General features: G+C 60.8%; 24 protein-coding genes. 15 read left to right on the top strand and 9 right to left on the bottom strand.

Going from position 1 to position 24,122, the window contains the following annotated elements:
• The first annotated feature begins 72 nt into the window (after positions 1–72).
• Positions 73–582 (top strand): L,D-transpeptidase family protein, encoded by a 510-nt coding sequence (locus AB8A38_RS19560; protein ID WP_410001754.1) that lies wholly within the window; start codon positions 73–75, stop codon positions 580–582.
• 9 nt (positions 583–591) lie between these two features.
• Here the strand turns inward: AB8A38_RS19560 and AB8A38_RS19555 are convergent, their stop codons facing one another.
• A complete protein-coding gene (locus tag AB8A38_RS19555; protein ID WP_315839918.1) occupies positions 592–1,320 on the bottom strand; it encodes a YggS family pyridoxal phosphate-dependent enzyme in 729 nt (242 codons plus the stop codon).
• A gap of 75 nt (positions 1,321–1,395) precedes the next feature.
• On the opposite strand from AB8A38_RS19555, the gene AB8A38_RS19550 reads away from it, so the two are divergent.
• The 4 genes from AB8A38_RS19550 to holA all read left to right on the top strand — a co-directional run bounded on the left by AB8A38_RS19550 (position 1,396) and on the right by holA (position 7,461).
• The gene (locus AB8A38_RS19550) at positions 1,396–3,093 is read left to right on the top strand and encodes a diguanylate cyclase domain-containing protein (RefSeq protein WP_315839919.1); all 1,698 of its coding nucleotides are present in this window, start codon (positions 1,396–1,398) and stop codon (positions 3,091–3,093) included.
• Positions 3,094–3,275: 182 nt separating this feature from the next.
• The gene (gene leuS / locus AB8A38_RS19545; protein ID WP_439087121.1) at positions 3,276–5,885 is read left to right on the top strand and encodes a leucine--tRNA ligase; all 2,610 of its coding nucleotides are present in this window, start codon (positions 3,276–3,278) and stop codon (positions 5,883–5,885) included.
• Positions 5,872–6,423 (top strand): LPS assembly lipoprotein LptE, encoded by a 552-nt coding sequence (gene lptE / locus AB8A38_RS19540; protein ID WP_315839921.1) that lies wholly within the window; start codon positions 5,872–5,874, stop codon positions 6,421–6,423. Before leuS ends, lptE begins: the two co-directional genes overlap by 14 nt.
• Before the next feature lie 9 nt (positions 6,424–6,432).
• A complete protein-coding gene (gene holA / locus AB8A38_RS19535) occupies positions 6,433–7,461 on the top strand; it encodes a DNA polymerase III subunit delta (RefSeq protein ID WP_439087120.1) in 1,029 nt (342 codons plus the stop codon).
• Here holA and AB8A38_RS19530 read toward each other — a convergent pair.
• The 3 genes from AB8A38_RS19530 to rsmG all read right to left on the bottom strand — a co-directional run bounded on the left by AB8A38_RS19530 (position 7,458) and on the right by rsmG (position 10,014).
• Positions 7,458–8,348: a ParB/RepB/Spo0J family partition protein gene (locus tag AB8A38_RS19530; RefSeq protein ID WP_068730222.1), complete on the bottom strand. Its 891-nt coding sequence runs from the start codon at positions 8,346–8,348 to the stop codon at positions 7,458–7,460. The two genes, holA and AB8A38_RS19530, sit on opposite strands and share 4 nt — an antisense overlap.
• A 111-nt stretch (positions 8,349–8,459) precedes the next feature.
• Complete coding sequence (locus AB8A38_RS19525; RefSeq protein WP_371423398.1) at positions 8,460–9,314, bottom strand: ParA family protein; 855 nt, start codon at positions 9,312–9,314, stop codon at positions 8,460–8,462.
• A complete protein-coding gene (rsmG, locus tag AB8A38_RS19520; RefSeq protein ID WP_439087119.1) occupies positions 9,301–10,014 on the bottom strand; it encodes a 16S rRNA (guanine(527)-N(7))-methyltransferase RsmG in 714 nt (237 codons plus the stop codon). The genes AB8A38_RS19525 and rsmG overlap by 14 nt, the downstream gene beginning before the upstream one ends.
• 102 nt (positions 10,015–10,116) lie before the next feature.
• Here rsmG and AB8A38_RS19515 point away from each other — a divergent pair, with 102 nt between their 5' ends.
• The 3 genes from AB8A38_RS19515 to AB8A38_RS19505 all read left to right on the top strand — a co-directional run bounded on the left by AB8A38_RS19515 (position 10,117) and on the right by AB8A38_RS19505 (position 10,923).
• Positions 10,117–10,356 carry a DUF4269 domain-containing protein gene (locus tag AB8A38_RS19515; RefSeq protein WP_439087118.1) on the top strand — a complete coding sequence of 80 codons (240 nt, stop codon included), beginning with the start codon at positions 10,117–10,119 and terminating at the stop codon, positions 10,354–10,356.
• On the top strand, positions 10,254–10,649 hold the full coding sequence (locus tag AB8A38_RS19510) for a DUF4269 domain-containing protein (protein ID WP_439087117.1): 396 nt from the start codon (positions 10,254–10,256) through the stop codon (positions 10,647–10,649). Before AB8A38_RS19515 ends, AB8A38_RS19510 begins: the two co-directional genes overlap by 103 nt.
• Positions 10,650–10,734: 85 nt before the next feature.
• A complete protein-coding gene (locus AB8A38_RS19505) occupies positions 10,735–10,923 on the top strand; it encodes a hypothetical protein (protein ID WP_439087116.1) in 189 nt (62 codons plus the stop codon).
• Positions 10,924–10,955: 32 nt separating this feature from the next.
• On the opposite strand, the gene mnmG is transcribed toward AB8A38_RS19505, so the two are convergent.
• The 4 genes from mnmG to hemJ all read right to left on the bottom strand — a co-directional run bounded on the left by mnmG (position 10,956) and on the right by hemJ (position 16,650).
• Positions 10,956–12,830: a tRNA uridine-5-carboxymethylaminomethyl(34) synthesis enzyme MnmG gene (mnmG, locus tag AB8A38_RS19500; protein ID WP_439087115.1), complete on the bottom strand. Its 1,875-nt coding sequence runs from the start codon at positions 12,828–12,830 to the stop codon at positions 10,956–10,958.
• Positions 12,831–13,142: 312 nt separating this feature from the next.
• Complete coding sequence (mnmE, locus tag AB8A38_RS19495) at positions 13,143–14,477, bottom strand: tRNA uridine-5-carboxymethylaminomethyl(34) synthesis GTPase MnmE (protein WP_439087114.1); 1,335 nt, start codon at positions 14,475–14,477, stop codon at positions 13,143–13,145.
• A 210-nt stretch (positions 14,478–14,687) separates the two neighbouring features.
• The gene (gene rho, locus AB8A38_RS19490; protein ID WP_068730228.1) at positions 14,688–15,953 is read right to left on the bottom strand and encodes a transcription termination factor Rho; all 1,266 of its coding nucleotides are present in this window, start codon (positions 15,951–15,953) and stop codon (positions 14,688–14,690) included.
• A gap of 274 nt (positions 15,954–16,227) precedes the next feature.
• Entirely contained in the window at positions 16,228–16,650 is a 423-nt protein-coding gene (gene hemJ / locus AB8A38_RS19485) for a protoporphyrinogen oxidase HemJ (protein ID WP_309941542.1), read from the bottom strand.
• A gap of 472 nt (positions 16,651–17,122) precedes the next feature.
• On the opposite strand from hemJ, the gene AB8A38_RS19480 reads away from it, so the two are divergent.
• Genes AB8A38_RS19480 through dnaQ form a run of 4 tightly spaced genes read left to right on the top strand, consistent with a single transcriptional unit; the run spans position 17,123 to position 19,917 of the window.
• Positions 17,123–17,962: a pyruvate, water dikinase regulatory protein gene (locus tag AB8A38_RS19480; RefSeq protein ID WP_089263669.1), complete on the top strand. Its 840-nt coding sequence runs from the start codon at positions 17,123–17,125 to the stop codon at positions 17,960–17,962.
• Positions 17,959–18,567, top strand: a complete 609-nt coding sequence (locus tag AB8A38_RS19475) for a Maf family protein (protein WP_439087113.1) — start codon at positions 17,959–17,961, stop codon at positions 18,565–18,567. Before AB8A38_RS19480 ends, AB8A38_RS19475 begins: the two co-directional genes overlap by 4 nt.
• Before the next feature lie 16 nt (positions 18,568–18,583).
• Complete coding sequence (gene coaE, locus AB8A38_RS19470) at positions 18,584–19,183, top strand: dephospho-CoA kinase (protein ID WP_439087112.1); 600 nt, start codon at positions 18,584–18,586, stop codon at positions 19,181–19,183.
• Between the two features lie 32 nt (positions 19,184–19,215).
• The gene (gene dnaQ, locus AB8A38_RS19465) at positions 19,216–19,917 is read left to right on the top strand and encodes a DNA polymerase III subunit epsilon (RefSeq protein ID WP_089263111.1); all 702 of its coding nucleotides are present in this window, start codon (positions 19,216–19,218) and stop codon (positions 19,915–19,917) included.
• A 61-nt stretch (positions 19,918–19,978) separates the two neighbouring features.
• On the opposite strand, the gene secB is transcribed toward dnaQ, so the two are convergent.
• On the bottom strand, positions 19,979–20,458 hold the full coding sequence (gene secB / locus AB8A38_RS19460) for a protein-export chaperone SecB (protein ID WP_068730233.1): 480 nt from the start codon (positions 20,456–20,458) through the stop codon (positions 19,979–19,981).
• A gap of 504 nt (positions 20,459–20,962) precedes the next feature.
• On the opposite strand from secB, the gene AB8A38_RS19455 reads away from it, so the two are divergent.
• From AB8A38_RS19455 to AB8A38_RS19445, 3 genes are read left to right on the top strand one after another with little or no spacing between them, the layout of a single operon-like run.
• A complete protein-coding gene (locus AB8A38_RS19455) occupies positions 20,963–21,658 on the top strand; it encodes a Tim44/TimA family putative adaptor protein (RefSeq protein WP_439087111.1) in 696 nt (231 codons plus the stop codon).
• A complete protein-coding gene (gene mltA, locus AB8A38_RS19450; RefSeq protein WP_439087110.1) occupies positions 21,636–23,393 on the top strand; it encodes a murein transglycosylase A in 1,758 nt (585 codons plus the stop codon). The genes AB8A38_RS19455 and mltA overlap by 23 nt, the downstream gene beginning before the upstream one ends.
• A complete protein-coding gene (locus AB8A38_RS19445; protein WP_439087109.1) occupies positions 23,390–23,983 on the top strand; it encodes a Smr/MutS family protein in 594 nt (197 codons plus the stop codon). Before mltA ends, AB8A38_RS19445 begins: the two co-directional genes overlap by 4 nt.
• Positions 23,984–24,122 lie beyond the last annotated feature (139 nt).

Below are 24,122 nucleotides of genomic sequence, written 5' to 3'. Positions count from 1 at the left end.
TTCGCGATTCGGATGGGAAGTCTCGTTATTTCAGACACTTATCGAACAAGCTTGCGTGATCGACCGCTAACTATGGTTCACATTCGCGCGTCAGCCGGAGACAGACTCCGTGGATGGCTGACGACCGATCACACAACCATACCCGTCGCGCTCGGTCGCGGCGGAATCAAGGCGAACAAACGCGAAGGCGATGGCGGAACGCCGCGTGGGACGTTTCGCCCCATCCGGCTGTGGTGGCGAGCCGACCGTAATCCACGTCCGCGTAGCTTTCTGCCGATCCGCCCCATCACGCCAATGGATGGCTGGTGCGAGGATCCATCTGACCGGCACTACAATCGGCCTGTGCGGCTCGATCGTGGAAATGACGGCGACCGACTGGCCCGCGAGGATCATCTCTACGATTTCATCATCGAGATCGACCAGAACACCCGGCCGCGGATCGCCGGACGGGGAAGCGCAGTGTTCCTGCATCTGGCCCGCCCGAAATTCGCGCCGACCGCGGGCTGTGTGGCGATGACCAAGCCGGCCATGCTGCGGCTGCTGGCCCGGATCGGGCCGAAGACGAAGATTGTCATCGGCTAGGCCTCTGGCCTAGCGACGTCCGAAAATCGCCGAGCCGACGCGCACATGAGTCGCGCCGAACTGGATGGCGATGGCAAAGTCGGCACTCATGCCCATCGATAACTTAGTCAGTCCATTGCGAGCCGCGATCTTGGCCGTCAGCGCGAAATGCGGCGCCGGTGCATCGTCAACCGGCGGAATGCACATTAGTCCCGAAATCGTCAGCCCGTATGTATCGCGACAGCGGGCCAGGAAATCATCGGCCTCGCCCGGCGCGATGCCGGCCTTTTGCGGCTCCTCTCCAGTGTTGAGCTGTACGAAGAGCTGTGGCGTCCGCTGCTGCGCCTTCATCTCCTTGCTTAACGCTTCGCAAATGCTCGGGCGATCGACCGAGTGGATTGCATCGAACAAGGCGACCGCTTCCTTGGCCTTATTGGACTGCAAAGGCCCTATCAGATGCAGCGCAATCGCGGGTTGAGTGGCGATCAGCGCCGGCCACTTGGATTTTGCCTCCTGGACGCGATTTTCGCCGAACACACGCTGACCGGCCTGGATCACGGGCGCAATTGCGTCAGCCTCGAAGGTCTTCGAGACCGCGATCAATGTCACAGAACTGCGATCCCGCCGCGCTTCGTTACACGCGCGAAAGATATCGTACTCGACCGATGCGAGTCCGTCGGTTGGTAAAGAAGGCGTTACGCCTGACGACTCTTGCACGGATTTATTTTCAACCAAGGCGCGAACTTTCTTGAGATCCATTGCAGTTTAACGAATCCGGGAAAGGCTTTTTGAAGGCTTTAGAGTACCTATGTCCGCGGGGCTTAGGGATCGAAGATGTCACGCATCGGTATTAACCGCAATAAAGCGAGGCTCAGGGGAGCTCTCGGTATTCGCGCTCGACTGGTCCTGTTGGCCCTCATTCTGGTGGGGCCATTAATGGCGGAGCGAATTCGCTCACTCGATGCGACGCGTACCCACCAGATCACGACGGCCGCGCGTGATTTCGCTGGTGTCGCCCAGCACAGCGCCGATGCACAGCGCGAAGTCTTCGCCTCTATCGAGGCCGTGCTGAAATCATCCGCCTACATCTATACGTCGGCCGCTCAGGTGAACCGGAGCTGCGCCATTATGCGGGCGAGCCTCCGCGGCGATATGCCGTGGCTGCGCAGCCTGACAGTGGCCGGCGCGGATGGCATCGCCATGTGCTCAACCTGGCCGGAAGTCATCGAGCAGAGATTCGATTTCAGCGATCGCCCCTATTTCAAGAAGGCGATAGCGACCGGTGAGTTTGTCGTCAGCGATTATCTGTTCAGCCGCCTGACGAACCAGCCGACGGTGATGGCTGCCTATCTCGCACCGGGCCTGACCAAGGACGACGATGCCGTGGTTCTGGCGGCGGTGAATCTCGACTGGATGTCGAAGATCATGGGCAATCTCGGCGACCGGCCCGGCGTCACGACACTGCTGGTCGATCATGCCGGCACCGTGCTTGCTGCGCCGCCGACAAACACCAGCGCGATCGGTCGGCCGATGGAAGACCTTGCTCTATTGCCGATGATCGAAGCGCATCTGCGCAATACAGATAAGCAGACCGGTTCGCTGTCATTCAGCGCCAGTGACGGTTCACAGCGCGCCGTATCATTCGCGACAATCCCCGGTACCGGCGCGCAATTGATTGTCAGCATCGACGAGGCCCGAGTCTCGGCGGTTGCCGATCGCGAGATCCGCACCGCTTATTTGCAGCTCGCCTTCGTCTGTCTTTTTGTTCTTCTTGGCGCGCTGGTGGTTGCAGAGCGACTGATCATCAAACCGATCCAAATGATGGAAACCATGGCGCAGAGGTTTGGCCGCGGTGACTGGTCGGCGCGCGTTGCTCGCAACACGCTGCCGGCTGAGTTCGTGCCGCTGGCCCGTGCATTTTACGGCATGGCCGCACAGTTGCGCGGTCGCGAGCGTGAATTGCGCGCCAGCAACGAGCAGCTCACGGTGCTGGCGTCGGTGGACATGCTGTCCGGCCTAGCGAATCGGCGAGGCTTCCAGAGCCGCCTCGACTTCGAGTGGCTGAAAGCCCAGCAGTCCGGCGACCATCTGACGCTGATGATGATCGACGTCGATCACTTCAAACTCTTCAACGACACCTATGGCCATCCCGAAGGCGATGCCTGCCTGGCGCGCGTCGGCGAAGCGCTCTCGAATCTGGCCGATCGCAGCTCCGGCTTTGCCGGACGCTATGGCGGCGAGGAATTCTGCCTGCTGCTGCCGGGCACCGAGGTCGCCCGCGGCGTCCAGATCGGCGAAATGGTGCGTGCCGCCATCTGGAATCTGTCAGTCCCCCATGCCACCAGCGCGCATCAGCGGGTCACCGTCAGTGTCGGCGTGGCCTCAGCGACACCCGCCACACTGGAGACCGCCAGGGACCTGATCGAGGCGGCCGATGCCTCGCTCTACGCCGCCAAACGGCGTGGCCGTAACACCGTGGTTGAGCACGGCTTTGTCCGAGCCTACGGCACGGCCGTGTCGCTGGCGGGGTGAGGCGACAGAGACCCACTCTTGGCCCGTTTTTCGTCTTAAACCATTGACCTAACGCGGCCTTTTATGGCCTAGTCCCCGGCCTCAAGCGCGAATTCAGCCCGAGCAAGCACCGGTTTGCGACCTCGTTCGCGCGTCCATGATCTGAGAAGCGCTCGAACCGGCCGGCGGATTTCAAAAGCACCATGAGCAACGAACGTTACAACGCCCGCGAGACCGAACCGCGCTGGCAGCGCGTCTGGGACGACAAGGCGATCTTCGCCACCAAGAACGACGATCCGCGCGAGAAGTATTACGTGCTCGAGATGTTCCCCTATCCGTCGGGGCGCATCCATATGGGCCATGTCCGCAACTACACCATGGGCGACGTGGTTGCGCGCTTCCAGCGCGCGCAGGGCAAGAACGTGCTGCATCCGATGGGCTGGGATGCGTTCGGCCTGCCCGCCGAGAACGCCGCGATCGAGCGCAAGGTCGCTCCGAAGGCGTGGACCTACGAGAATATCGCGTCGATGAAGAAGCAGCTGCAGACCATGGGTCTGTCGCTGGATTGGTCGCGCGAATTCGCGACCTGCGACCCCACCTACTACAAGCATCAGCAGAAGATGTTTCTCGATTTCATGCGTGCCGGCCTCGCCGAGCGCAAGAAGTCCAAGGTGAACTGGGATCCGGTCGACCATACCGTGCTGGCCAATGAGCAGGTGATCGACGGCCGCGGCTGGCGCTCAGGGGCGCTGGTCGAGCAGCGCGAGCTGACCCAGTGGTTCTTCAAGATCAGTAAATATTCCGACGAGCTGCTGTCTGCACTGGATACGCTAGACCGCTGGCCCGACAAGGTGCGCCTGATGCAGCGCAACTGGATCGGCAAGTCGGAAGGCCTGCATTTCCAGTTCGGACTGATCGGCGCCCCCACCGGCTTCGACAAACTGCCGGTGTTCACGACACGCCCGGACACCATGTATGGCCCGACTTTCGCTGCGATCTCGCCGGATCATCCACTGGCGAAAGCGCTGGCAGAAAAGGACCCAAAGGTTGTCGCCTTCATCGAGGAATGCCGTCGCATGGGCACCTCGCAGGCCGAGATCGACACAGCCGAGAAGCTCGGCTTCGACACCGGCATCAAGGTCACGCATCCCGCCGACGCGTCATGGACACTGCCACTCTACATCGCGAACTTCGTGCTGATGGATTACGGCACCGGCGCCATCATCGGCTGCCCGGCACACGATCAGCGCGACCTGGATTTCGCGCGCAAGTACGATCTGCCGGTGCTCGACGTGTTTGTGCCCGTCGGCAGCGATGAGCGCGTTGGTAACATCGCTTTCGCTCCGGCGAAAAGTGAGACTGTGCAGTATGTCCGTTGGGTGGGTGAACCCGGCGTGATGACCTGCGAAGAAGCGATGAAGAAGTCGCTCGAGATTTTCGAGAAGGACGGCTGGGGCAAGCGCGAGATCAATTTCCGCCTACGCGACTGGGGCATCTCACGTCAGCGCTATTGGGGTTGCCCGATCCCGATCATCCACTGCCCGAGCTGCGATATCGTGCCGGTGCCGGACAAGGATCTGCCGGTCGTGCTGCCGGAGGACGTTTCCTTCGACAAGCCGGGCAATGCGCTTGATCATCATCCGACGTGGAAGCATGTGAAGTGCCCAAACTGCGGCGCGGATGCGCGGCGCGAAACCGATACCATGGACACCTTCGTGGATTCGTCTTGGTACTTCACGCGCTTCACCGATCCGTGGAACACGACGGCACCTACGACGACTGCTGTCGCCAACCGCATGATGCCGGTCGATCAGTATATCGGCGGCGTCGAACACGCGATCCTGCATCTGCTCTATAGTCGCTTCTTCACTCGCGCGATGAAGGCGACGGGTCACGTCAATTTCGACGAACCATTTGCCGGCATGTTCACGCAGGGCATGGTGGTTCACGAGACCTACAAGAAGCAGGACGGCACCTTCGCCTCACCGGCCGAGGTCAACATCGAGATCGGCGGTAACGGCCAACGCGCTACGCTGATCGCCACTGGCGAAGACATCACCATCGGCCCGATCGAAAAGATGTCGAAGTCGAAGCGCAACACAGTCGATCCCGACGACATCATGGGCACCTACGGCGCCGATACCGCCCGCTGGTTCATGCTGTCGGATTCGCCGCCCGACCGCGACGTGATCTGGAGCGAAGAAGGCGTCAAGGGCGCCTCGCGTTTCGTGCAGCGCCTGTGGCGTCAGATCAACGAATCAGCCGCACATGGCAAATCTGCGCCGGCAGCCCGTCCCGCTGAATTTGGCCCCGATGCCTTGGCGATCCGCAAGGCTGCCCATGGCGCGCTCAGCAAGGTCTCGACCGAGATCGAAAAGCTGCACTTCAATGTCTGCCTGGCCCATATCCGCGAATTTTCCAATGTGTTGGGCGAAGCTTTGGCACGCCCGGGAACCCCGGCTCCGGATGTCTGCTGGGCGCTCCACGAGGCCTCGGTCATCCTTGTCCAACTGTTTGCGCCGATGATGCCGCATCTGGCCGAGGAATGCTGGGGTGTGCTGGGGCAACCGGGCATGATCTCGGAAGCCCGTTGGCCGCAAATCGAGCCCAATCTGCTGGTTGAAGACACCATGACCCTGCCGGTGCAGGTCAATGGCAAAAAGCGCGGAGAAGTCACAGTGGCCCGGGAAGCGACGAACCCGGAAATTGAGGCTGCCGCTCTGGCACTCGATGCTGTAAAACAGGCGCTGGACGGCAAGCCCGTCAAGAAGGTCATCGTCGTCGCCCAGAGGATCGTGAATGTTGTCGGCTAAATCCCGCATTGCCGCCCGGCTCATGGTCGTCGCCACCTTGGCGGCGCTGACAGCCGGCTGCTTCCAGCCGATGTATGCCGAGCGCAATGATGGCAAGCCCGGCCTGCGCGAGAAGCTGCAGGGCGTCGAAGTTCCGCCATTGGAATATCCCAATGCATCACCGCAGGCCCGCGTCGGTGTGGCGATCCGCAACGCGCTGATGTTCAAGATGTATGGCAGTGCCACCGGCCTGCCGCCGACCTATCAGCTGAAGATCCGCTTCAATCCGAGCCGGACCTCGCTGATCGTCGATCCGAATACCGCGCTGCCGACCAGCGAGAATTACGGTATCGACGCGACCTATGGTCTGATCGAGATCGCCACCGGCAAGCAGGTCCTGACCGGCAGCACCTTCTCCCGCGTCACCTACGACATCCCCGGCCAGCTGCAGCGCTTTGCCCGCGCCCGCGCCTATCGGGACGCTGAAGACCGCGCCGCGGCCGAGATCGCCGACAACATCAATACCCGGCTGGCGTCGTTCTTCTACGCCGGCACCTAAGCACGCCGCGTGGTTGCGCTTCGCGGAAAAGATATCGACACGTTCCTGGCCAGGCCGGATGCCGGCCGGCCCATTATCCTGCTTTACGGAGCTGATGCCGGACTCGTGCGCGAACGCGCCGACGCGCTGATGAAATCCGCGGTCGACGATCCCAACGATCCATTTTCGCTGGTTCGCATGGACGGCGACGATCTCGCTGCCGAACCGTCCCGGCTCGTCGAAGAGGCGATGACAGTGCCATTGTTCGGCGGGCGCCGCGCGATCCGCGTCCGCGCGGGCTCGAAGAATTTTTCCAGCGGCGTCGATACGCTCGCCGACTCCGACATCAAGGACTGCCGCATCGTCATCGAGGCCGGCGAGCTCAGGCCGGAATCGCCTTTGCGGAAAGTTTGCGAGAAGGCCAGGACAGCGGTGGCCATCGCCTGTTACCCGGACACCGAGCGCGATCTCGCAAAGCTTATCGACGAAGAACTCCGCGTCTCCAATCTCCGCATGGCGCCGGATGCGCGCGCGACACTGATGTCGCTGCTTGGCGGTGATCGGCAAGCGTCGCGTAATGAACTCCGCAAGCTGACGCTCTATGCGCATGGCACCGGCGAAGTCACGCTCGACGATGTGATGGCCGTCGTTGCCGACGCGTCCGAACTGAAGATCGATCCGATCGTCGATGGCGCCTTTGCCGGAAATCCCGCCGCGGTGGAGGTCGAGTTCAACAAGGCGATGATCGCCGGGACTTACCCGGGCATGATCATGATGGCTGCGCAGCGCCAGGCCGCACTGCTGCACAAAGCCCGCCTGCTGGTAGAGGCCGGCAGCTCTGCGTCATCCGCTGTCGAGAGCGGATTTCCGCGGCTGCATTTCTCACGCAAGGGAACGGTGGAAGCGGCGCTGCGCAATTTCTCAGCGCAGCGACTGGTGACTATTATCGACCAGCTCGCGGTCGCCGCGCTCGATGTCCGCAAACAAAACGCCCTCGGCGCGGTGATCGCACAGAGGGCGTTGATGTCGATTGCCGTGAATGCAAGGCGGCGCGGTTAGCTTTCCGAATCCAGCCGCTTCAGAATTTCGTCGAGCTGATCGAGATCACGATACTTGATGATCACGGTGCCGCCGGGATCGCGGTGATCCACCGACACCTTCAGCCCGAGCACGTCGCTGACCCGCTTTTCGAGCGCGATCGTGTCTGCATCTTTCGCCGCCTTGGGAGACGACGTACGCGGCTTCTGCGGCGCGCGTTCCGGCACGCCCTCTTCATGCGCGAGTGCTTCGGTCTGACGAACGTTCAGTCCCTCGGCGATGATCCGCTTCGCGGCGCTCGACGCATCCGGCAGGTTGATCAGCGCGCGGGCGTGACCGTTGGACAACTGACCCGACGCGATCAGGCCCTGCACGTCCTCCGGCAGCTTGGTGAGACGCATCATGTTGGCTACATGGCTGCGGCTCTTGCCGACGATCTTCGCGATTTCATCCTGACTGTGTTTGTAGGTCTCGGCGAGTGCGTGATAGCCCTGCGCCTCTTCCATCGCATTGAGATCTTCGCGCTGGACGTTCTCGATGATCGCGATTTCCATCGCGGCCGAATCCGTCACGTCGAGCGGCACGATCGGCACTTCATGCAGACCGGCGATCTGCGACGCACGCCAACGGCGCTCACCGGCGATGATCTCGAAGCGATCGTTCGAGCCCTTCACCGGCCGCACCACGATCGGCTGGATCACACCATGCTGCTTGATCGATGCCGCAAGTTCGCTGAGCTCCGCATCCGCAAAGGCCCGCCGCGGGTTGCGCGGATTGGCCTTGAGAAATTCGATAGGCACCTTGCGTTGATTGCGCGAAGGACGCTCGACATGCGCGGCTTCGCCGCCGACATCGCCGATCAGACTTGCAAGACCGCGGCCTAACCGCGAACGCGCTTCATCGGCCATCGCCAATCCCTTCGAACTCATGCGGGTTACTCCGTACTCAAACTAGAAATTCAGACCGCAGGATCGGTGGCGCAAAGCTCACCGCATCCCGAAAACTATCGACGCAAGATTTCAGTGAGCAGTACGCAGATCGCGCTCGCGCTGGATCACTTCGGTCGCGAGCCGCAAGTAGGCTTCGGAGCCCGAACACTTCAGATCATAGACGAGCACTGGCTTACCGTAGGACGGTGCTTCCGAAATGCGGACGTTGCGCGGGATCATGGTCTCGTAAACCTTGCTGCCCATGAACTCGCGCACGTCGGCAACGACCTGGTTCGACAGGTTGTTGCGTGCGTCGAACATGGTCATCACGATGCCATGGATCGACAGGTTCGGATTCAGTGTCGAGCGCACCTGCTCCACCGTCTGCAGCAGCTGTGACAAACCTTCGAGCGCGAAGAACTCACACTGCAGGGGAACGAGGATCGCATCCGACGCAGCCATCGCATTGACCGTGAGAAGATTGAGCGACGGCGGACAATCGATCAGCACATAAGTGTAGTCGGAGCCCGGCGAGACATTGTTGTTCAATTCGCCGATCGCATCGCGCAGCCGGAAGGCGCGGTCGCGGGCCGAACCAAGTTCGAGCTCAAGGCCCGAGAGATCCATGGTCGAGGCAGCGATATGCAGACGCGGCACGGCGGTGACCACAACGGCATCGCGCAGCGGCGCTTCGCCGATCAGGACGTCATAGGTCGAGCAGTTGCGATTGCGACGATCAATGCCGAGACCGGTGGACGCATTGCCTTGCGGATCGAGATCGACGATCAGCACGCGCTCGCCGATTGCGGCAAGTGCGGTGCCGAGATTAATCGCAGTCGTGGTCTTGCCGACGCCGCCCTTCTGGTTAGCCAGCGCCAGGATGCGCGGGTGTCCAGGCACCGTATTTGACGTATGCTCTTGATATTCCTGATCAATTACGGTCATTGGCGTGGCCATTTTGGTTTGCGGACGGGGTCAATCGCTCGATCCGGTCGAGTTCGACGATCCAGCCTTGTCCGCCGGTCAGGCTGGCATGCAGGCGCGGGCTTATATTCCAATATCTAGTAGCTTCGGTCAATTCCGATTCTACATCTTGACCCTTGAGAAATAAGGCTTTTGTGCCTGGCTTCTTCATTAGGGGCTCGGCAAAACCGATAACGATATGTAACGACGCAACGGCACGCGCGGTGATGCAATCGACATGCTCGGGAAATCTATCCACATTATCCCCGATGTCAGCGAGGTGAACTGTACCCGGGGCTTGTGTCACCCGTAGCGCTTCGCGCAGGAACGCCGCCTTCTTGGCGTTGCGCTCGACGAGATGAACATGCCCACTTCCGACGTCACCCATGGCACAGGCCAGAACGACACCGGGGAAGCCTCCGCCGCTGCCGAAGTCGAGCCAGATCTTTGCATCCGGCGCGAGGTTCAGAAGCTGCAGCGAATCCGAGATATGGCGCGTCCAGAGATTTGGAAGCGTGGCCGGCGAAATCAGATTTGTCTTGGCCTGCCACTGCAGCAACAGGTCAACATAGCGATCGAGCCTGTCTTCCGTTTCACGTGAAACAGGTGTCAACCGCAGGGCCACAGCCTTGTCGGCATCGAGCCGGGGTGCGGGAGCAGCTTGCTGGGATCGTTGGGCCATTAGATTGTCTGAAAAGCTGTTGGGACCCATCCATACTCTGAGTCCATTGCTGCCGCTATCAAATTGCCGGATCGAGGCGACGAATCCGGGCCGGAATTGCCGATGAATGAGCGACTGACCTATCAGGAGGCCCTTCGACGCACCGGCCTGCTCGGCATCCTCGAGCCGTTCGACCCGCGTAGGATCGGCACGCTGCCGCTCGGCGTCGCCCGGCCCGATAGTGACATCGATATCGTCTGTTGCGCCGCCGACCTGTCCACGGCTGTCGGACTTGTCTGGAGCACTTCGGCGAGTCCGAGAGCTTTGCCATTTATCAATGGTCGGCCAAAGGCCGACCGGTGATCGCGACATTCGAAGCGTATGGATGGCCGTTCGAGATCTTTGTCAGCTCGACTCCCGTACAGGATCAAACTGGCTGGCGGCACTTCGAGGTCGAGAAGCGACTGCTGACCCTGGGTGGACCCACCTTCCACACCGCCATCTGCGCGTTACGGGCCGAGGGAGTGAAGACAGAGCCTGCTTTTGCGCGTGCTCTCAAGCTTGAACGTGATCCTTATACTGTCCTGTACAACTTGTTCAGCACCTCTGATGACCAGCTGAATGCAGTCCTGAGGGCGCAAGGCTTTGCAGTCTAGAGGATTCAGGACAGTGAGTTGACCAGGATCAATGCGAGCGGGACGAGTCCTGCCTCCAATGAATCATCGTTGGAGGCAGATGACCATGAGTGTGATCGTACGGCTTTTCCTGATGCTGGCAGCGCCCATCGCTGCGCTATTCGTCTCGCGTGACGCACTCAATTTTGACGTGGTCCAGACAATCGTTGCTGTGATTCTTTTTACAGTGGCCGTCGCAGCTGTTGCTTTCTGGCCCCGCCGTCCAGCGAAGCCACCTTCAACAGAGCCGCGCTGATTTCGGCTTCCTGTTTCACGTGAAACAACCAACTAGGCCAAAGCAGCCTTCGGCTTGCGTGCTTCGCGGCGGAGATAGGCCGCGAGAATGGCCAGGGCGGCCGGGGTCATACCATCCAGACGTCCGGCCTGCCCCACTGTGTGCGGAAGCGCGGCTTTAAGCTTCGCCCGGGCCTCATTGGACAGTCCGGGGACCACATCATAGTCGACATCCACCAGCGAGAGACCCTCGTCACGGCGAAAAGCCTCCACATCCGCGATCTGACGCTTCAGATAGACATCATATTTGGCGTCGATCTCGATATGGGTGCCGATCGCTGGGTCAATGGCCGACAATTCTGGCCAGATCCCGGTCACGGTGGCCCATTCGGTCTCGGGGTAGGACAGGAGATCGAAGGCGGAGCGGCGCTGACCGTCATGATTGAGCGCCAGACCGTGCTTAGCCGCCCCGTTAGGAGTGATCGAGAGCGCCTGGGTCAGAGCCTTACCGGCAGTGAGGGCTTCCATCTTGGCGCCATGGCGGACCGAACGGGCGCTGCCGACACATCCCAGGCTGATACCTTTATCGGTCAGGCGCTGATCGGCGTTGTCGGCACGCAGCGTAAGCCGGTATTCCGCCCGTGACGTGAACATCCGATAGGGCTCGGTAATCCCGCGAGTGACCAGATCGTCGATCATCACGCCCAGATAGCCGTCAGCTCGATCGAACACGATCAACTGGCTACTACCGCTCGCGGCCAGGGCCGCATTCAGACCGGCGACGAGACCCTGGGCGGCGGCTTCTTCGTATCCGGTGGTGCCATTGATCTGCCCGGCCAGAAACAGGCCGGGGACGCGCTTGGTTTGCAGGGTCGGATCGAGTTCGCGGGGATCGACATGGTCATATTCGATCGCATAGCCCGGGCGGACCATTCGGACCCGCTCGAGACCGGGGATCGAGGACAGGATCGCAGCCTGAACGTCCTCGGGCAGTGAGGTAGAGATACCGTTGGGATAGACCGTGGAGTCATCGAGGCCTTCCGGCTCCAGGAAGATCTGGTGGCCATCGCGATCGCCGAAACGGACGATCTTGTCCTCGATGGACGGGCAATAGCGCGGCCCCGAGCTCTTGATCTGGCCGGAATACATCGGCGAGCGATGCACATTGGCCCGGATCACCTCATGGGTCGCCGGTGTGGTGCGCGTGATGCCGCACTGAATCTGCGGATTGGTGATCCGATCGGTCATCACCGAAAACGGCTCCGGCGGATCGTCGGCGGACTGCATCTCAACGGCGGCCCAGTCTATGGTGGTCCCATCGAGCCGCGGTGGCGTGCCGGTCTTGAGCCGTCCGAGGGTAAAGCCGACGCGCTCGAACGCCTTGGACAGGCCGAGTGCGGGAGCTTCATCGATCCGGCCAGCGGGCCAGTTCTTCTCGCCGAGATGGATCAGGCCGCGCAGAAAGGTCCCAGTGGTGATGACCACCGATCCGGCGGAGAGTTCGCGGCCATCGGCCAGACGGATGCCGGTGACCCGGCCATTTGACATCAGCAGGTTGTCGGCCTCGCCTTCAACCACACTCAGATTCTCGGTCGCCACGATCGCCGCCTGCATCGCTGCAGCGTAAAGCTTGCGGTCCGCCTGGGTACGCGGGCCACGAACGGCCGGACCCTTCCTGCGGTTGAGCATGCGGAACTGGATCCCGCTGGCATCAGCGACGCGTCCCATCAACCCGTCCAGCGCATCCACCTCGCGAACGAGATGGCCCTTACCGAGACCGCCGATGGCTGGGTTGCAGGACATCGCGCCAACGGTCGCAAACTGATGCGTGACCAATGCCGTCCGCGCGCCCATGCGCGCAGCACCAGCCGCGGCCTCGCAGCCGGCATGGCCTCCCCCGATTACGATGACGTCAAACTTGTCCTGCATGGCCGCAGCTTCTAGCGCGGGTGCCGCTGGGATTGAAGAGAAATCCACAGACAGTGTTCACGTGAAACAACAGACGTCCTTTAAGAGGATCAGAGAGCCGGACTGTTTCACGTGAAACACACTCTTGTTTAGCGCGCGATGGCGCGGAGCATCTTACAACAAAGCAGTCCCGTCGAGCCAGCCGCCCGCAAACCTAGCCTTTGGATTGCATCGCTCCGCTCGTAATGACAGCTGAAATTTCTACGCTTTTGCCGAGTGTTCCACGTTATATTGATTTTATATTCACTTCATTAAATAATGAACAAAGAAATATTACTTACCTATACAAAAGTCTCGAAAGATGCTATCAAGGACATCTTCCACATCGACACGTCCCAGCAACCGCCCCAATTGCTGCGCTGCAGCACGCATATCTTCGGCAACGAATTCTTCGCCTTGCCCAGCCGATGTTGCAGCATGCTGCAGCAAATCCGACGTGCTGCGCAGCAAAAGACGCTGCCGCTCCCGGGTAATCAGCCCAGCCTCACCGCTCCCGAAGTATCGACCGGCAAAATCGACAAGCAGGGCTAACAGTTGTGCGAGGCCATCACCGCGCTCTGCAGAGATGGCGATCAACAGATCTGGCCCGGCCGACGCAGTCTGGACCAGATCGACCTTGTTCCGGACCACCCAGACCGGCGTCTCAGATTCCGTCAGCCATTGTTCTGGATTGGACGCCTCCGCGCTGGAGTCGACCAGCCACAGCACCAGATCCGCTTCGGCCGCCCGAGCCCGCGCCCGGCGCACCCCCTCCTCCTCTACCGGATCGGCCGTCTCGCGAATGCCGGCGGTGTCGATGATAGTTACCGGATAACCGTCGAGGTCCAGCTGCACCTCGATGACGTCCCGGGTGGTGCCGGCATGCGGTGAAACAATTGCCACGTCGCGCCGGGCGAGCTGATTCATCAGCGTCGATTTGCCGACATTGGGCTGGCCCGCGATCGCCACCAACAGACCGTCGCGCAACCGCTCGCTTCGACCCTGCGCCGCCAGCACTCCCTCGATCTCTCGATGCAGCGCCGATGCTTTCGCCAAAGCCGGCGCCAGCAACTCGGCGGACACGTCGCCCTCGTCGGAAAAATCGATACCTACTTCGACCAGAGCCAGCGCCTCGATGATCTGCTGTCGCCAGTTGCGCGCCTTGTCGCCGAGTAGTCCCTTGAGCTGCCGCAGCGCCTGGCGCCGCTGCCGGTCGGTATCGGCATGGATCAGATCATCAAGGCCTTCCGCCTCGGTCAGGTCGAGCTTGCCGTTCTCGAACGCACGGCGCGTAAATTCGCCGGGCTCCGCCGGCCGCAAGCCGTCGATAGCGCCCAGCGCCACGAACAAGGAGGCCAGTACCGCGCGCCCGCCGTGGATATGAAATTCGGCGACATCTTCCCCAGTCGCGCTGGCCGGTCCCGGAAACCACAGCACCACCGCATCGTCGATCGGGCCGAGCTTCTCGTCTGACAACAGAACATGGGTCGCCAACCGCGGCGCCGGCAGTCTCTTCGCCAGACGCGTCAGCGCCTCACCTGCCTGGGGACCTGACACGCGGACAATCGCAATCGCCGTCGGCGGGCGGCCGGAGGACAAGGCGTAGATCGTCTGGTCGCGCGGATGCATCGCCTATTTGCCGATGGGGGTGGCGGGATGCAATGGGGATTCTGACTCAGAAATCCCACCCACACCGTCATTCTGGGCCGAGCGAAGCGCTTGATGCAACCGAACCCAGAACGACAGTAAGTAACGGCGCACCAAACAAAAAGAGCGCCGATGCTTTCGCTACGGCGCTCTTTGAAATCCTGAAGCTGCTCGCTCGAACAGCCCTGAAACTTACGTATTCATTGAATCGAAGAATTCCGAGTTGTTCTTCGTGTTGCGGAGCTTGTCGAGCAGGAAGTCGATGGCGTCCATCGTACCCATCGGATTGAGGATCCGGCGGAGCACATACATCTTCTTGAGAAGCTGCGGATCGGTGATGAGCTCTTCCTTGCGGGTGCCCGAGCGCGAGATATCGATCGCCGGGAAGGTCCGCTTGTCCGAGACCTTGCGGTCCAGAATGAGTTCCGAGTTACCGGTGCCCTTGAATTCTTCGAAGATGACTTCGTCCATGCGGCTGCCAGTATCGACCAGCGCGGTGGCGATGATAGTCAGCGAACCGCCTTCTTCTACATTACGGGCGGCACCGAAGAAGCGCTTCGGCCGCTGCAGCGCGTTGGCGTCAACGCCGCCGGTCAGCACCTTGCCGGACGACGGGACGACGGTGTTGTAGGCGCGGCCGAGGCGGGTGATCGAATCCAGGAGGATGACCACATCGCGGCCGTGCTCGACCAGGCGCTTTGCCTTCTCGATCACCATTTCGGCGACCTGCACGTGACGCACAGCCGGCTCGTCGAAGGTCGAAGAGACGACTTCACCCTTCACCGAACGCTGCATGTCCGTGACTTCTTCCGGACGTTCGTCGATCAGAAGAACGATCAGATAGCATTCCGGATGATTGGCCGTGATCGAATGCGCGATATTCTGCATCAGCACGGTCTTACCCGTGCGCGGCGGCGCTACGATCAGTGCGCGCTGGCCCTTGCCAATCGGCGCGACGATGTCGATAACGCGCGCCGAGAGATCGCGGCGGGTCGAATCTTCCAGCTCGAGGCGGAAGCGCTGATCCGGGAATAGCGGGGTGAGATTGTCGAAATTGACCTTGTGCTTCGACTTCTCGGGATCTTCGAAATTGAGCGTATTGACCTTCAGCAGAGCGAAATAGCGTTCGCCTTCCTTCGGGCTGCGAATATGGCCTTCGACCGTATCGCCAGTGCGCAGGCCAAAACGGCGAATCTGCGAGGGCGAGACGTAGATATCGTCCGGACCCGGCAGGTAGTTCGCATCGGGTGACCGCAAGAAGCCGAAACCGTCGGAGAGAACCTCGACGACGCCTTCGCCGATGATGTCGGTTTCCTTGATCGCCAGCTGCTTCAAGCTCGCGAACATCAGCTCCTGCTTGCGCATGGTGCTGGCATTTTCGACCCCGAGCTCTTCCGCAAACGAGACAAGCTCGGCTGGCGTCTTGGCCTTGAGGTCCTGGAGTTTCATTTCCCGCATTGGGAGGGATCCTGTGGAAAGTCGGGGAGGGAGCGCGAGGTAGCCAAGACTGATGCGGACGCTGGAAAAGATCAGGAAAGTCCGCAGGTCTCTGGCCAAGAAGTCTTGAGCGAGGAAGGTGCTGAAGGAGCTTCAAACCTGATGCGGTGGCCGGTTCAAAAAGCGAAACCGGTACAAACCACATCCGCCTGCGTGGGGTGGGATGACGCGAATATAGAAAATAGCAGGGTGTCGCGCAAGGAGCCGAAACGGCGGTTGTGATGACAAATTTGGCCTAGAAAGGCTTCACGATCACCAAAATGACGATCAGGATCATCAAAACTGTAGGTACCTCGTTGATAATTCGATAGAATTTCGACGTCCTCGTATTTTTGTCCTGAGCAAAATCACGCACCCGGGCACTCAGGAAGCCATGAACGCCAGACATCAGCAGCACCAGCGTCAGTTTGGCGTGAAACCAGCCCGAGCTGAACCAGTGACCGGCCCAGGCAAGATACAGGCCGAGGATCCAGGTGGCGATCATCGCCGGATTGATGATCGCCTTGAGCAAACGACGCTCCATCACCTTGAAGGTTTCGGATTGCTTCGAGCCGATCTCCGCATCGCAGTGATAGACGAACAGTCGCGGCAGATAGAGCATGCCCGCCATCCACGAGATGACGGCGATCACATGCAGCGCCTTGGCCCATTCATACATTCGAAAGTTCTTTCCAGCATCACTGCGTCACATCGCACGTGCCGAGACCGGAACACTTCACCGGAAAACCATGTTGCAAGGACACGCCGATACAGAGCGGATCACCGCACTATCCGCAAGGCATCCTTCTCTTAAATAATATTTATAGAATCTTAGGTTTGAGTCTAAGTGACAGTGGATTTCAGCCGCCCAAAACAATTCGAGAACTGTCCCACGCTTATGCACATTGCCGCGTGATTTTCCGACAGCAGCTCGCATGCAAGTTCGATATGCAGCGCAAAGGCTTACCGTCGCTGTGCACTGGATTATCCCAAGACAAACCTAGATAACCCCATTATCATTCCAGGTAGCCTCAGAGTTTTTCCTTTTCATGAGGCCTGTGAAGAAAAAACCGAGTTATCCCGGGCCCGCAGCGGCGGTGGTCGATATCCCGGAAAGCTCCACAGAGATTCACAGGACATACACGATCATGGTGCCCACCACCGGCAGCTATTTTCATCTCCATCTGGTTTCCGATTCGACCGGTGAGACACTGATCACGGTGGCCCGCGCCGTCGCGGCGCAATACGCGAATGTCACGCCGGTCGAGCATGTCTACCCGCTTGTGCGGAGTCAGAAGCAGCTTGATCGGGTGCTTTCCGAGATCGAGGAAGCGCCGGGCATTGTTCTCTTTACGCTGCTGGAAAAAGATCTGGTCGGCCGACTGGAAGCCAAGTGCCAGGAGATCAACAGCCCGAGCCTGTCGATCATCGGGCCGGTGATGCAACTGTTTCAGGCCTATCTTGGTGCGTCGACCACCGGCCGTGTCGGCGCACAACACACGTTGAACGCCGAATACTTCAAGCGCATCGACGCGCTGAATTATTCGATGATGCATGACGACGGCCAGCATGTGGAAGGCCTCGAAGAAGCGGACGTGGTTCTGGTCGGCGTGTCGCGCACATCGAAGACGCCAACATCGATCTATCTTGCCAATCGTGGTGTGCGCACGGCCAATGTGCCGCTCGTCCCCGGCATCCCCATTCCCCATCAGCTTGAGACGTTGAAAAATCCGCTAGTGGTCAGCCTGCACGCGACGCCGGAGCGCTTGATTCAGATCCGCCAGAACCGGCTTCTCAGCATTGGCAGCGATACGGCCAATGACGATTATATCGATCGCCAGTCGGTCACGGACGAAGTCACCTATGCGCGCAAGCTTAGCGCCAAATACGGCTGGGCTTTGTTGGAAGTGACACGTCGCTCCATCGAAGAAACCGCGGCAGCCATTATGAAACTGCTTGCCGATCGCCAGCGTCAGAGGATGTCCGAATGACCATTTGGCGCGGCGTGCAACCGCTGATCCTGGCGTCGCAGAGTTTGGCGCGTCGTGAGTTGCTGGCGAATGCTGGCATTACGTTTGATGCGATGCCTGCAGATATCGACGAGCGCGGCATCCAGCAGAAATCCGGGTTGAAGGCGCCGGGCGAGATCGCAGCCTTGCTCGCCGAGCGGAAGGCGGCCTTTATCTCGCTGCGTCATCCCGGCCGCTATGTTCTTGGCGCCGATCAAACCCTGGCACTGGGCGATCGGATGTTCAGCAAACCCGCCGGACGCGAACAGGCGGCCGAACAACTTGCGATCCTCGCCGGCCGGACCCACGAATTGCATTCAGCGCTTGCCGTCGTTTGCGATGGTGCGACGTTGTTCTCCAATGTCTCCGTGGCGCATATGACCATGCGCAAGCTGGATGATGTGGCGATCAATGCCTATCTGGACGCTGTGGGCGACAAGGTGACGACGAGTGTCGGCGCCTATCAGCTCGAAGGTCTGGGTGTGCATCTGTTCGAGCTGATTGAAGGCGATCACTTTACCATTCTCGGTCTGCCGCTGCTGCCGCTGCTGAGTTTCCTGCGCGGCGAAGAGATGATCGCGATCTGATTTTGATGAGGACTTGATGCGCGTATTGGGGCTGACCGGTTCGATCGGAATGGGGAAATCCACCACGGCGAAGTTGTTCATGGAAGCCGGGGTGCCGGTCTATGACGCCGACGCCACCGTGCACATGATCTATGAGGGCGAAGCTGCACCGCTGATCGAGGCGGCGTTTCCCGGAACCACGGTGAATGGCAAGGTCGATCGCGCGAAGCTATCGCCGCTGGTCGTGCACGATGCCGCCGCGATGAAGAAGCTCGAGCAGATCGTGCATCCGCTGCTCGGCGCCTATCACAGAAAATTCCTGGACGATGCAGAGAAGTCGGGTGCGCCGGTGGCAGTGGTCGATGTGCCCCTGCTCTATGAAACCGGCGGAGAAAAGCGGGTCGATGCGGTGGTCGTCGTGTCCACCAATCCCGAGCAGCAGCGCGAGCGCATCCTGGCGCGCGAGGGTATGACGGCCGAGAAACTCGACGCCATTCTGGCGCGGCAGCTGCCTGATGCCGAAAAGCGCAAGCGCGCCGACTTCGTGGTGGATACATCGAACGGATTGGACCCCGTGCGGGAGCGGATCCGTGAAATTCTCGCCGAGGCTGTTAAGATGCCACAACGGCGGCCCTGACCGTCCCCTGATTCGACAACCGGCTTAGTTCGATGCGTGAAATCGTCATGGATACCGAAACCACGGGCCTCGATCCCCTCCGGGGCGATCGGCTGGTGGAAATCGGTTGCCTCGAAATCTTCAACCGGATGCCGACCGGCCAGACTTTCCATGTCTACGTCAATCCCGAGCGCGACATGCCTCAGGAAGCGTTCAACGTGCACGGGCTGTCGGCCGAGTTCCTGTCGACCAAGCCGCTGTTTCACGAAGTGGTCGACGACTTTATGGCTTTCATCGGCGATTCGCCGCTGGTGATTCATAACGGCATGTTCGACCTCGGCTTCATCAATGCCGAACTCGATCGCATCAAGCGCCCGCCGGTGCCGCGCGAGCGTCTCGTTGACACGCTGCTGCTGGCGCGCCGCAAGCATCCCGGTGTGTCGAACAAGCTCGACGATCTCTGCGCCCGCTATGCGATCGACAATTCCCGCCGCACCAAGCACGGCGCGCTGCTCGACTCCGAATTGCTGGCGGAAGTCTATATAGACCTCATTGGCGCCCGTCAGTCGCAACTGATCCTGGCGGACGAAGCGCCTGCGCAGCGCACCGGCAGCATCAATGACGCACCGCGCCGCCAGCGCGAGATCGCACTTGCGCCGCGCGTGACCGAAGCCGATCGCGCCGAGCACCGCGCCTTTGTCGCAACGATGGGCGAGAAGGCAATCTGGAACGAATTTCTGGGAACGCCGTCGTAAAACGACAATGGCCGGGACAAGCCCGGCCATGACGTAAGCTTATTGTTTGGAGCACCCGAACTTAGTTTGCCGGACCAGCGTCGGCTTGAGCCTGACGTTCCAGGTTCTGCCGGTACAGACCGACGAAATCCACGGGATCGAGCATCAGCGGCGGGAAGCCACCATCGCGCACCGCGGTGGCGATGATTTCGCGCGCGAACGGGAAGAGTAGGCGCGGGCATTCGATCATGACAAGCGGGTGCAGGTTTTCCTGCGGCACGTTGACGATGCGGAATACGCCGGCATAGGCCAGTTCGAACGAGAACAGCACCGAGCCGGCGTTCTCGGCCTTGCCCTCGACCGACAGCGTCACTTCATATTCGCTCTCGGAGAGATTGTTGGCGCCGACATTGATCTGGATATTGATGTTCGGCTGCTGGGCCTGCGGTGCCAGCGAGGCTGGAGCGTTCGGGTTTTCGAACGACAGGTCTTTGGTGTACTGCGCCAGTACATTGAGCTGGGGGGGTGACTGCTCCGGAGGGGTGCCGTTGCCGTTTGCCATCGAAAAATTCTCCTGAAGCGCTGCCGGGCGGGTGGAACCGGTTCGTCGCGGACGTCCGCGCGAACGGTCGAATGAGGTGATCGCGGCGAGTGGCTATCATAGGCCTGCGGCACTCGACAAGGATGCCACGCCGCAACCTGAGCGCTAGAAAATCGCTGGTTTGACCCACCGCTTGGGCATCCAGGTGCAAAACCGGTCATATTCGCCCCGAATTCACGTTAAATGACTGAAAGTGCGGGTTTTCCTCGTTCGATCCGATTTCCTCTGACGGACAAACGCGCTAGAATTTATCGAAACGGTTGCGGTCGAGGCTGCCGGCGCGAAGGCCGCTTTGCCGCAGCCGGACACGATGGCGCGCCATTGGCTGGGCTTAGTTTCATGTCTACATGAAGCAGGTTCGCCCATGACGCGATCTCCCGACCCTCTGGGAGCCGATTTCAGACCGCGATGGGCGGCATAGTCTTCCGCCGGGCATGCCCGGCACCGATCAGAAAGCAATAAGACGTGGACATTTACACCATCATCTTCCTGGCACTGGCGGTCTTCATTTTCATCCGCCTGCGCAACGTGCTCGGACAGCGCACCGGCGAGGAGCGTCCGCCCTTCGACCGCGCCGCGCGTGATGCTCTACCGCCCGAAGGCAATGTCGTGCCGATGCCCGGCGGCCCCATCGATCAGGCTGCGCCGGCACCGGCCGCCGACGTCTCTCCCGCCGAGCGCTGGAAGGGCATCGCCGAACCGGGCACGCCGCTCGCCGCCGGTCTCGATGCCATCGTCGACCAGGATTCGTCGTTCGATCCCCGCCATTTCATCACCGGTGCCAAGGGCGCCTACGAAATGATCGTGCTGGCTTTTGCCAATGGCGATCGCCGGTCGTTGAAGGACCTGCTGTCGTCTGAGGTGTTCGACTCGTTCGATGCCGTCATCAAGGACCGCGAGAAGAACGAGCAGAAGACCGAGACGCGTTTCGTCTCGATCGACAAGGCCGAACTCGTCGGCGCAGAAGTGCGTGATCGCGCGGCGCAGCTCACCGTGCGTTTCGTGTCGCAGATGATCTCGGTGACGCGCGACAAGACCGGCGCTGTAGTCGACGGCAATGCCGACAAGGTCAGCGACATCACCGACGTGTGGACCTTTGCCCGCGACATCACTTCGCGCGATCCGAATTGGAAGCTGGTTGGCACCGGCAGCGTGCAATAACGCTGCCAGGCTCGGCCGGCTTGCCGCGCTGTGCGTGATTGCTGCTGCGTTGGTTCCTGCCCCTGCAGACGCACGGGTCCGGCGTTACGCTAAGCACGTCAAGAATGAACCCGCACAATTTGTCTATGTCCCGCGGCACAATCCGCCGCGGGAATGGCCGTTCGAATTCACAGGCAGCCAGTACGAGCCTGTCGCTTGGGCCAATATCGCCGGCTGGAGCGAAGACGATCACCTCCTCGCCTTCCAGGCTTTTCGTACCAGCTGCAAACCGATTGTAGCTCAACGCAAGGCACCACCAGATTCCAAGGCGCTCGGCACCACGCTCCGCGATCCCTGCCGGGCTGCGAGAACTGCCGAGATTTCCGATGGCGCCAAGGCCCGCGCCTTCTTTGAAGACCATTTTCAGCCGCTGCGTATCTCACGGCTCGGCGAACCCGAAGGTTTTGTCACCGGCTACTATGAGCCGGTGATCGACGGTTCGCGCACGAAGACTGACGTTTACACCGTGCCGGTCTATCGCCGCCCGTCGAATCTGTTTGTGCGCGGCTATCGCCAGTCATCCGCAAGCATGCCGAATGGCGGCGATGTGTTCCGCAAGATCGGCCGTCGCAAACTCGTGCCTTATTATGATCGTGGTGAGATCGAAGACGGCGCCATCGCCGGGCGTGGGCTCGAAATCGTCTGGCTGAAGAGTCAGATTGATCTGCTGTTCACGCAGATCCAGGGCTCGGCGCGCGTCCGCCTCGAAGACGGCGGCACGGTGCGGATCAATTACGATGCACATAATGGCTATCGCTACACGCCGGTCGGCCGCGTACTCATCGATCGCGGCATCATCCCGCGTGAACAGATGTCGATGCAGCGCATCCGTCAATATATGGATGAGAATCCCGATGCGGCGAGCGAACTGCGCCGGCAGAACCGCTCTTACGTGTTCTTCCGCGAGGTGCAGCTCTCCGACAAGGATGAAGCCGTCGGCGCCCAGGGTGTACCGCTGACGCCGGGCCGCTCCATCGCCGTCGACAAGTCGCTGCATGTCTATGGCACGCCGTTCTTCATCGAAGGCGATCTGCCTGTCGACTCGGATACGGCAAAGACGCCGTTCCGTCGCCTGATGGTGGCGCAGGACACTGGCTCGGCCATTATCGGCCCTGCCCGCGCGGATCTGTATTTTGGCGCCGGCGCAGAAGCTGGCCGAGTCGCCGGGCGGATGCGCCATCCTGCGCGCTTCGTGATGCTGGTGCCGAAGAGTCTCGATCCCTCTGCGCGCGGCCATCACATGCCGCTGCCCGATGCGCGGCCGTCGGAGCGAATCGCAAAACTGTTTCCACAGACGGAGCCGAAGCCTGCGGAAGCATCGAAGGTCGAAAATTCCGCGACCGATAACAAGGCTGCAGCAAAGCCCGATACGTCCAAGTCTGATACATCGGTCGCGTCAAAACCCGTAGCGCCAACGGTGACAGCGACGCGGCCATTGCCAGTTGCAAAACCGGCTGTGGCTGCAGTCGCGCCCGCCCCGACGTCGTCTCCATCCGTGGCTACGACAGTGCCATTGCCGGAGGCTCGGCCTGCGGTCGCGCCTCAAGTCGCAGCCGAGGCGAAGTCGCAGAAAAAACCCGAAGTAAAACCTGAAGTGAAGCGGGAAGTTAAACCGAAACGTGCCAAAGTCAGGCACCGCGTGTATCGTCGCGCAGCGAAGCAGCCGCAATCCCTCTTCCGTTTCCCCTGGCAATGAAGCGTTCACGTCCACCGCAACTCGTCGATCCCGTGGCGCCGCGCCGTCGCCGCGTGCTGAGCGAAGAGGAGCGCGCGCTGTGGGAACTGGTCGCCAAACAGGTCAAGCCGCTGCGCAAGAAGCGCGTGGTGAAGCCGGAGCCTGCGGAAGACGCGCCAACGCTTGTGAAAGTCGCGGCGCCCAAGAAGATAACCTCGGCACCGCCGGCAGTCCTCAAAGCCGCAAAGCCTGCGCCGCCGCCCGTGCCGCCTCTGGCGCCGCTCGGCCGCCGCGAACGTTCGCAGCTCTCGCGCGGTCGCAAGGACATCGACGCGCGGATCGATCTGCACGGGATGACACAGACGCGCGCGCATCACGCGCTGTCGGCATTCCTGCATCGCGCCAGCCATGACGGCATGACTTTCGTGCTGGTCATCACCGGCAAGGGCCGCACGACCGGCCCGGAATCCGAGCGCGGCGTCCTGCGCCGCCAGGTACCGCTTTGGCTGGGCCTGCCGGAATTTCGGTCGCTGGTGGTGGGATTCGAGGAAGCGCATATCGGGCACGGCGGCGCCGGTGCGCTGTATGTGCGGATCAGGCGGGCGCGGTAGGCCCAAACTCGTCATTCCGGGATGCACGCAAGTCGGCGAAGCCGGCTGCAGTGCAGACCCGAAATCTCGCAGTGATAGGGCCGCACGAGGTTCCGGGTTCGCGCATGAGCGCGCCCTCAGCCACTCCAATCGGAGTGGC

It is taken from the genome of Tardiphaga sp. 839_C3_N1_4, assembly GCF_051811045.1.
Classification (GTDB): Bacteria; Pseudomonadota; Alphaproteobacteria; order Rhizobiales; family Xanthobacteraceae; genus Tardiphaga.
This window is presented reverse-complemented; position numbering and strand designations above follow the sequence as displayed.

Excerpts from the sequence above, each read along its gene's own strand:
- AB8A38_RS19560 (WP_410001754.1), top strand. The coding sequence starts at position 73 with ATGGTTCACATTCGCGCGTCAGCCGGAGACAGACTCCGTGGATGGCTG.
- AB8A38_RS19555 (WP_315839918.1), bottom strand. The coding sequence starts at position 1,320 with ATGGATCTCAAGAAAGTTCGCGCCTTGGTTGAAAATAAATCCGTGCAA.
- AB8A38_RS19550 (WP_315839919.1), top strand. The coding sequence starts at position 1,396 with ATGTCACGCATCGGTATTAACCGCAATAAAGCGAGGCTCAGGGGAGCT.
- leuS (WP_439087121.1), top strand. The coding sequence starts at position 3,276 with ATGAGCAACGAACGTTACAACGCCCGCGAGACCGAACCGCGCTGGCAG.
- lptE (WP_315839921.1), top strand. The coding sequence starts at position 5,872 with ATGTTGTCGGCTAAATCCCGCATTGCCGCCCGGCTCATGGTCGTCGCC.
- AB8A38_RS19530 (WP_068730222.1), bottom strand. The coding sequence starts at position 8,348 with ATGGCCGATGAAGCGCGTTCGCGGTTAGGCCGCGGTCTTGCAAGTCTG.
- AB8A38_RS19525 (WP_371423398.1), bottom strand. The coding sequence starts at position 9,314 with ATGACCGTAATTGATCAGGAATATCAAGAGCATACGTCAAATACGGTG.
- rsmG (WP_439087119.1), bottom strand. The coding sequence starts at position 10,014 with ATGGCCCAACGATCCCAGCAAGCTGCTCCCGCACCCCGGCTCGATGCC.
- AB8A38_RS19515 (WP_439087118.1), top strand. The coding sequence starts at position 10,117 with ATGAATGAGCGACTGACCTATCAGGAGGCCCTTCGACGCACCGGCCTG.
- AB8A38_RS19505 (WP_439087116.1), top strand. The coding sequence starts at position 10,735 with ATGAGTGTGATCGTACGGCTTTTCCTGATGCTGGCAGCGCCCATCGCT.
- mnmG (WP_439087115.1), bottom strand. The coding sequence starts at position 12,830 with ATGCAGGACAAGTTTGACGTCATCGTAATCGGGGGAGGCCATGCCGGC.
- mnmE (WP_439087114.1), bottom strand. The coding sequence starts at position 14,477 with ATGCATCCGCGCGACCAGACGATCTACGCCTTGTCCTCCGGCCGCCCG.
- rho (WP_068730228.1), bottom strand. The coding sequence starts at position 15,953 with ATGCGGGAAATGAAACTCCAGGACCTCAAGGCCAAGACGCCAGCCGAG.
- hemJ (WP_309941542.1), bottom strand. The coding sequence starts at position 16,650 with ATGTATGAATGGGCCAAGGCGCTGCATGTGATCGCCGTCATCTCGTGG.
- AB8A38_RS19475 (WP_439087113.1), top strand. The coding sequence starts at position 17,959 with ATGACCATTTGGCGCGGCGTGCAACCGCTGATCCTGGCGTCGCAGAGT.
- coaE (WP_439087112.1), top strand. The coding sequence starts at position 18,584 with ATGCGCGTATTGGGGCTGACCGGTTCGATCGGAATGGGGAAATCCACC.
- dnaQ (WP_089263111.1), top strand. The coding sequence starts at position 19,216 with ATGCGTGAAATCGTCATGGATACCGAAACCACGGGCCTCGATCCCCTC.
- secB (WP_068730233.1), bottom strand. The coding sequence starts at position 20,458 with ATGGCAAACGGCAACGGCACCCCTCCGGAGCAGTCACCCCCCCAGCTC.
- AB8A38_RS19445 (WP_439087109.1), top strand. The coding sequence starts at position 23,390 with ATGAAGCGTTCACGTCCACCGCAACTCGTCGATCCCGTGGCGCCGCGC.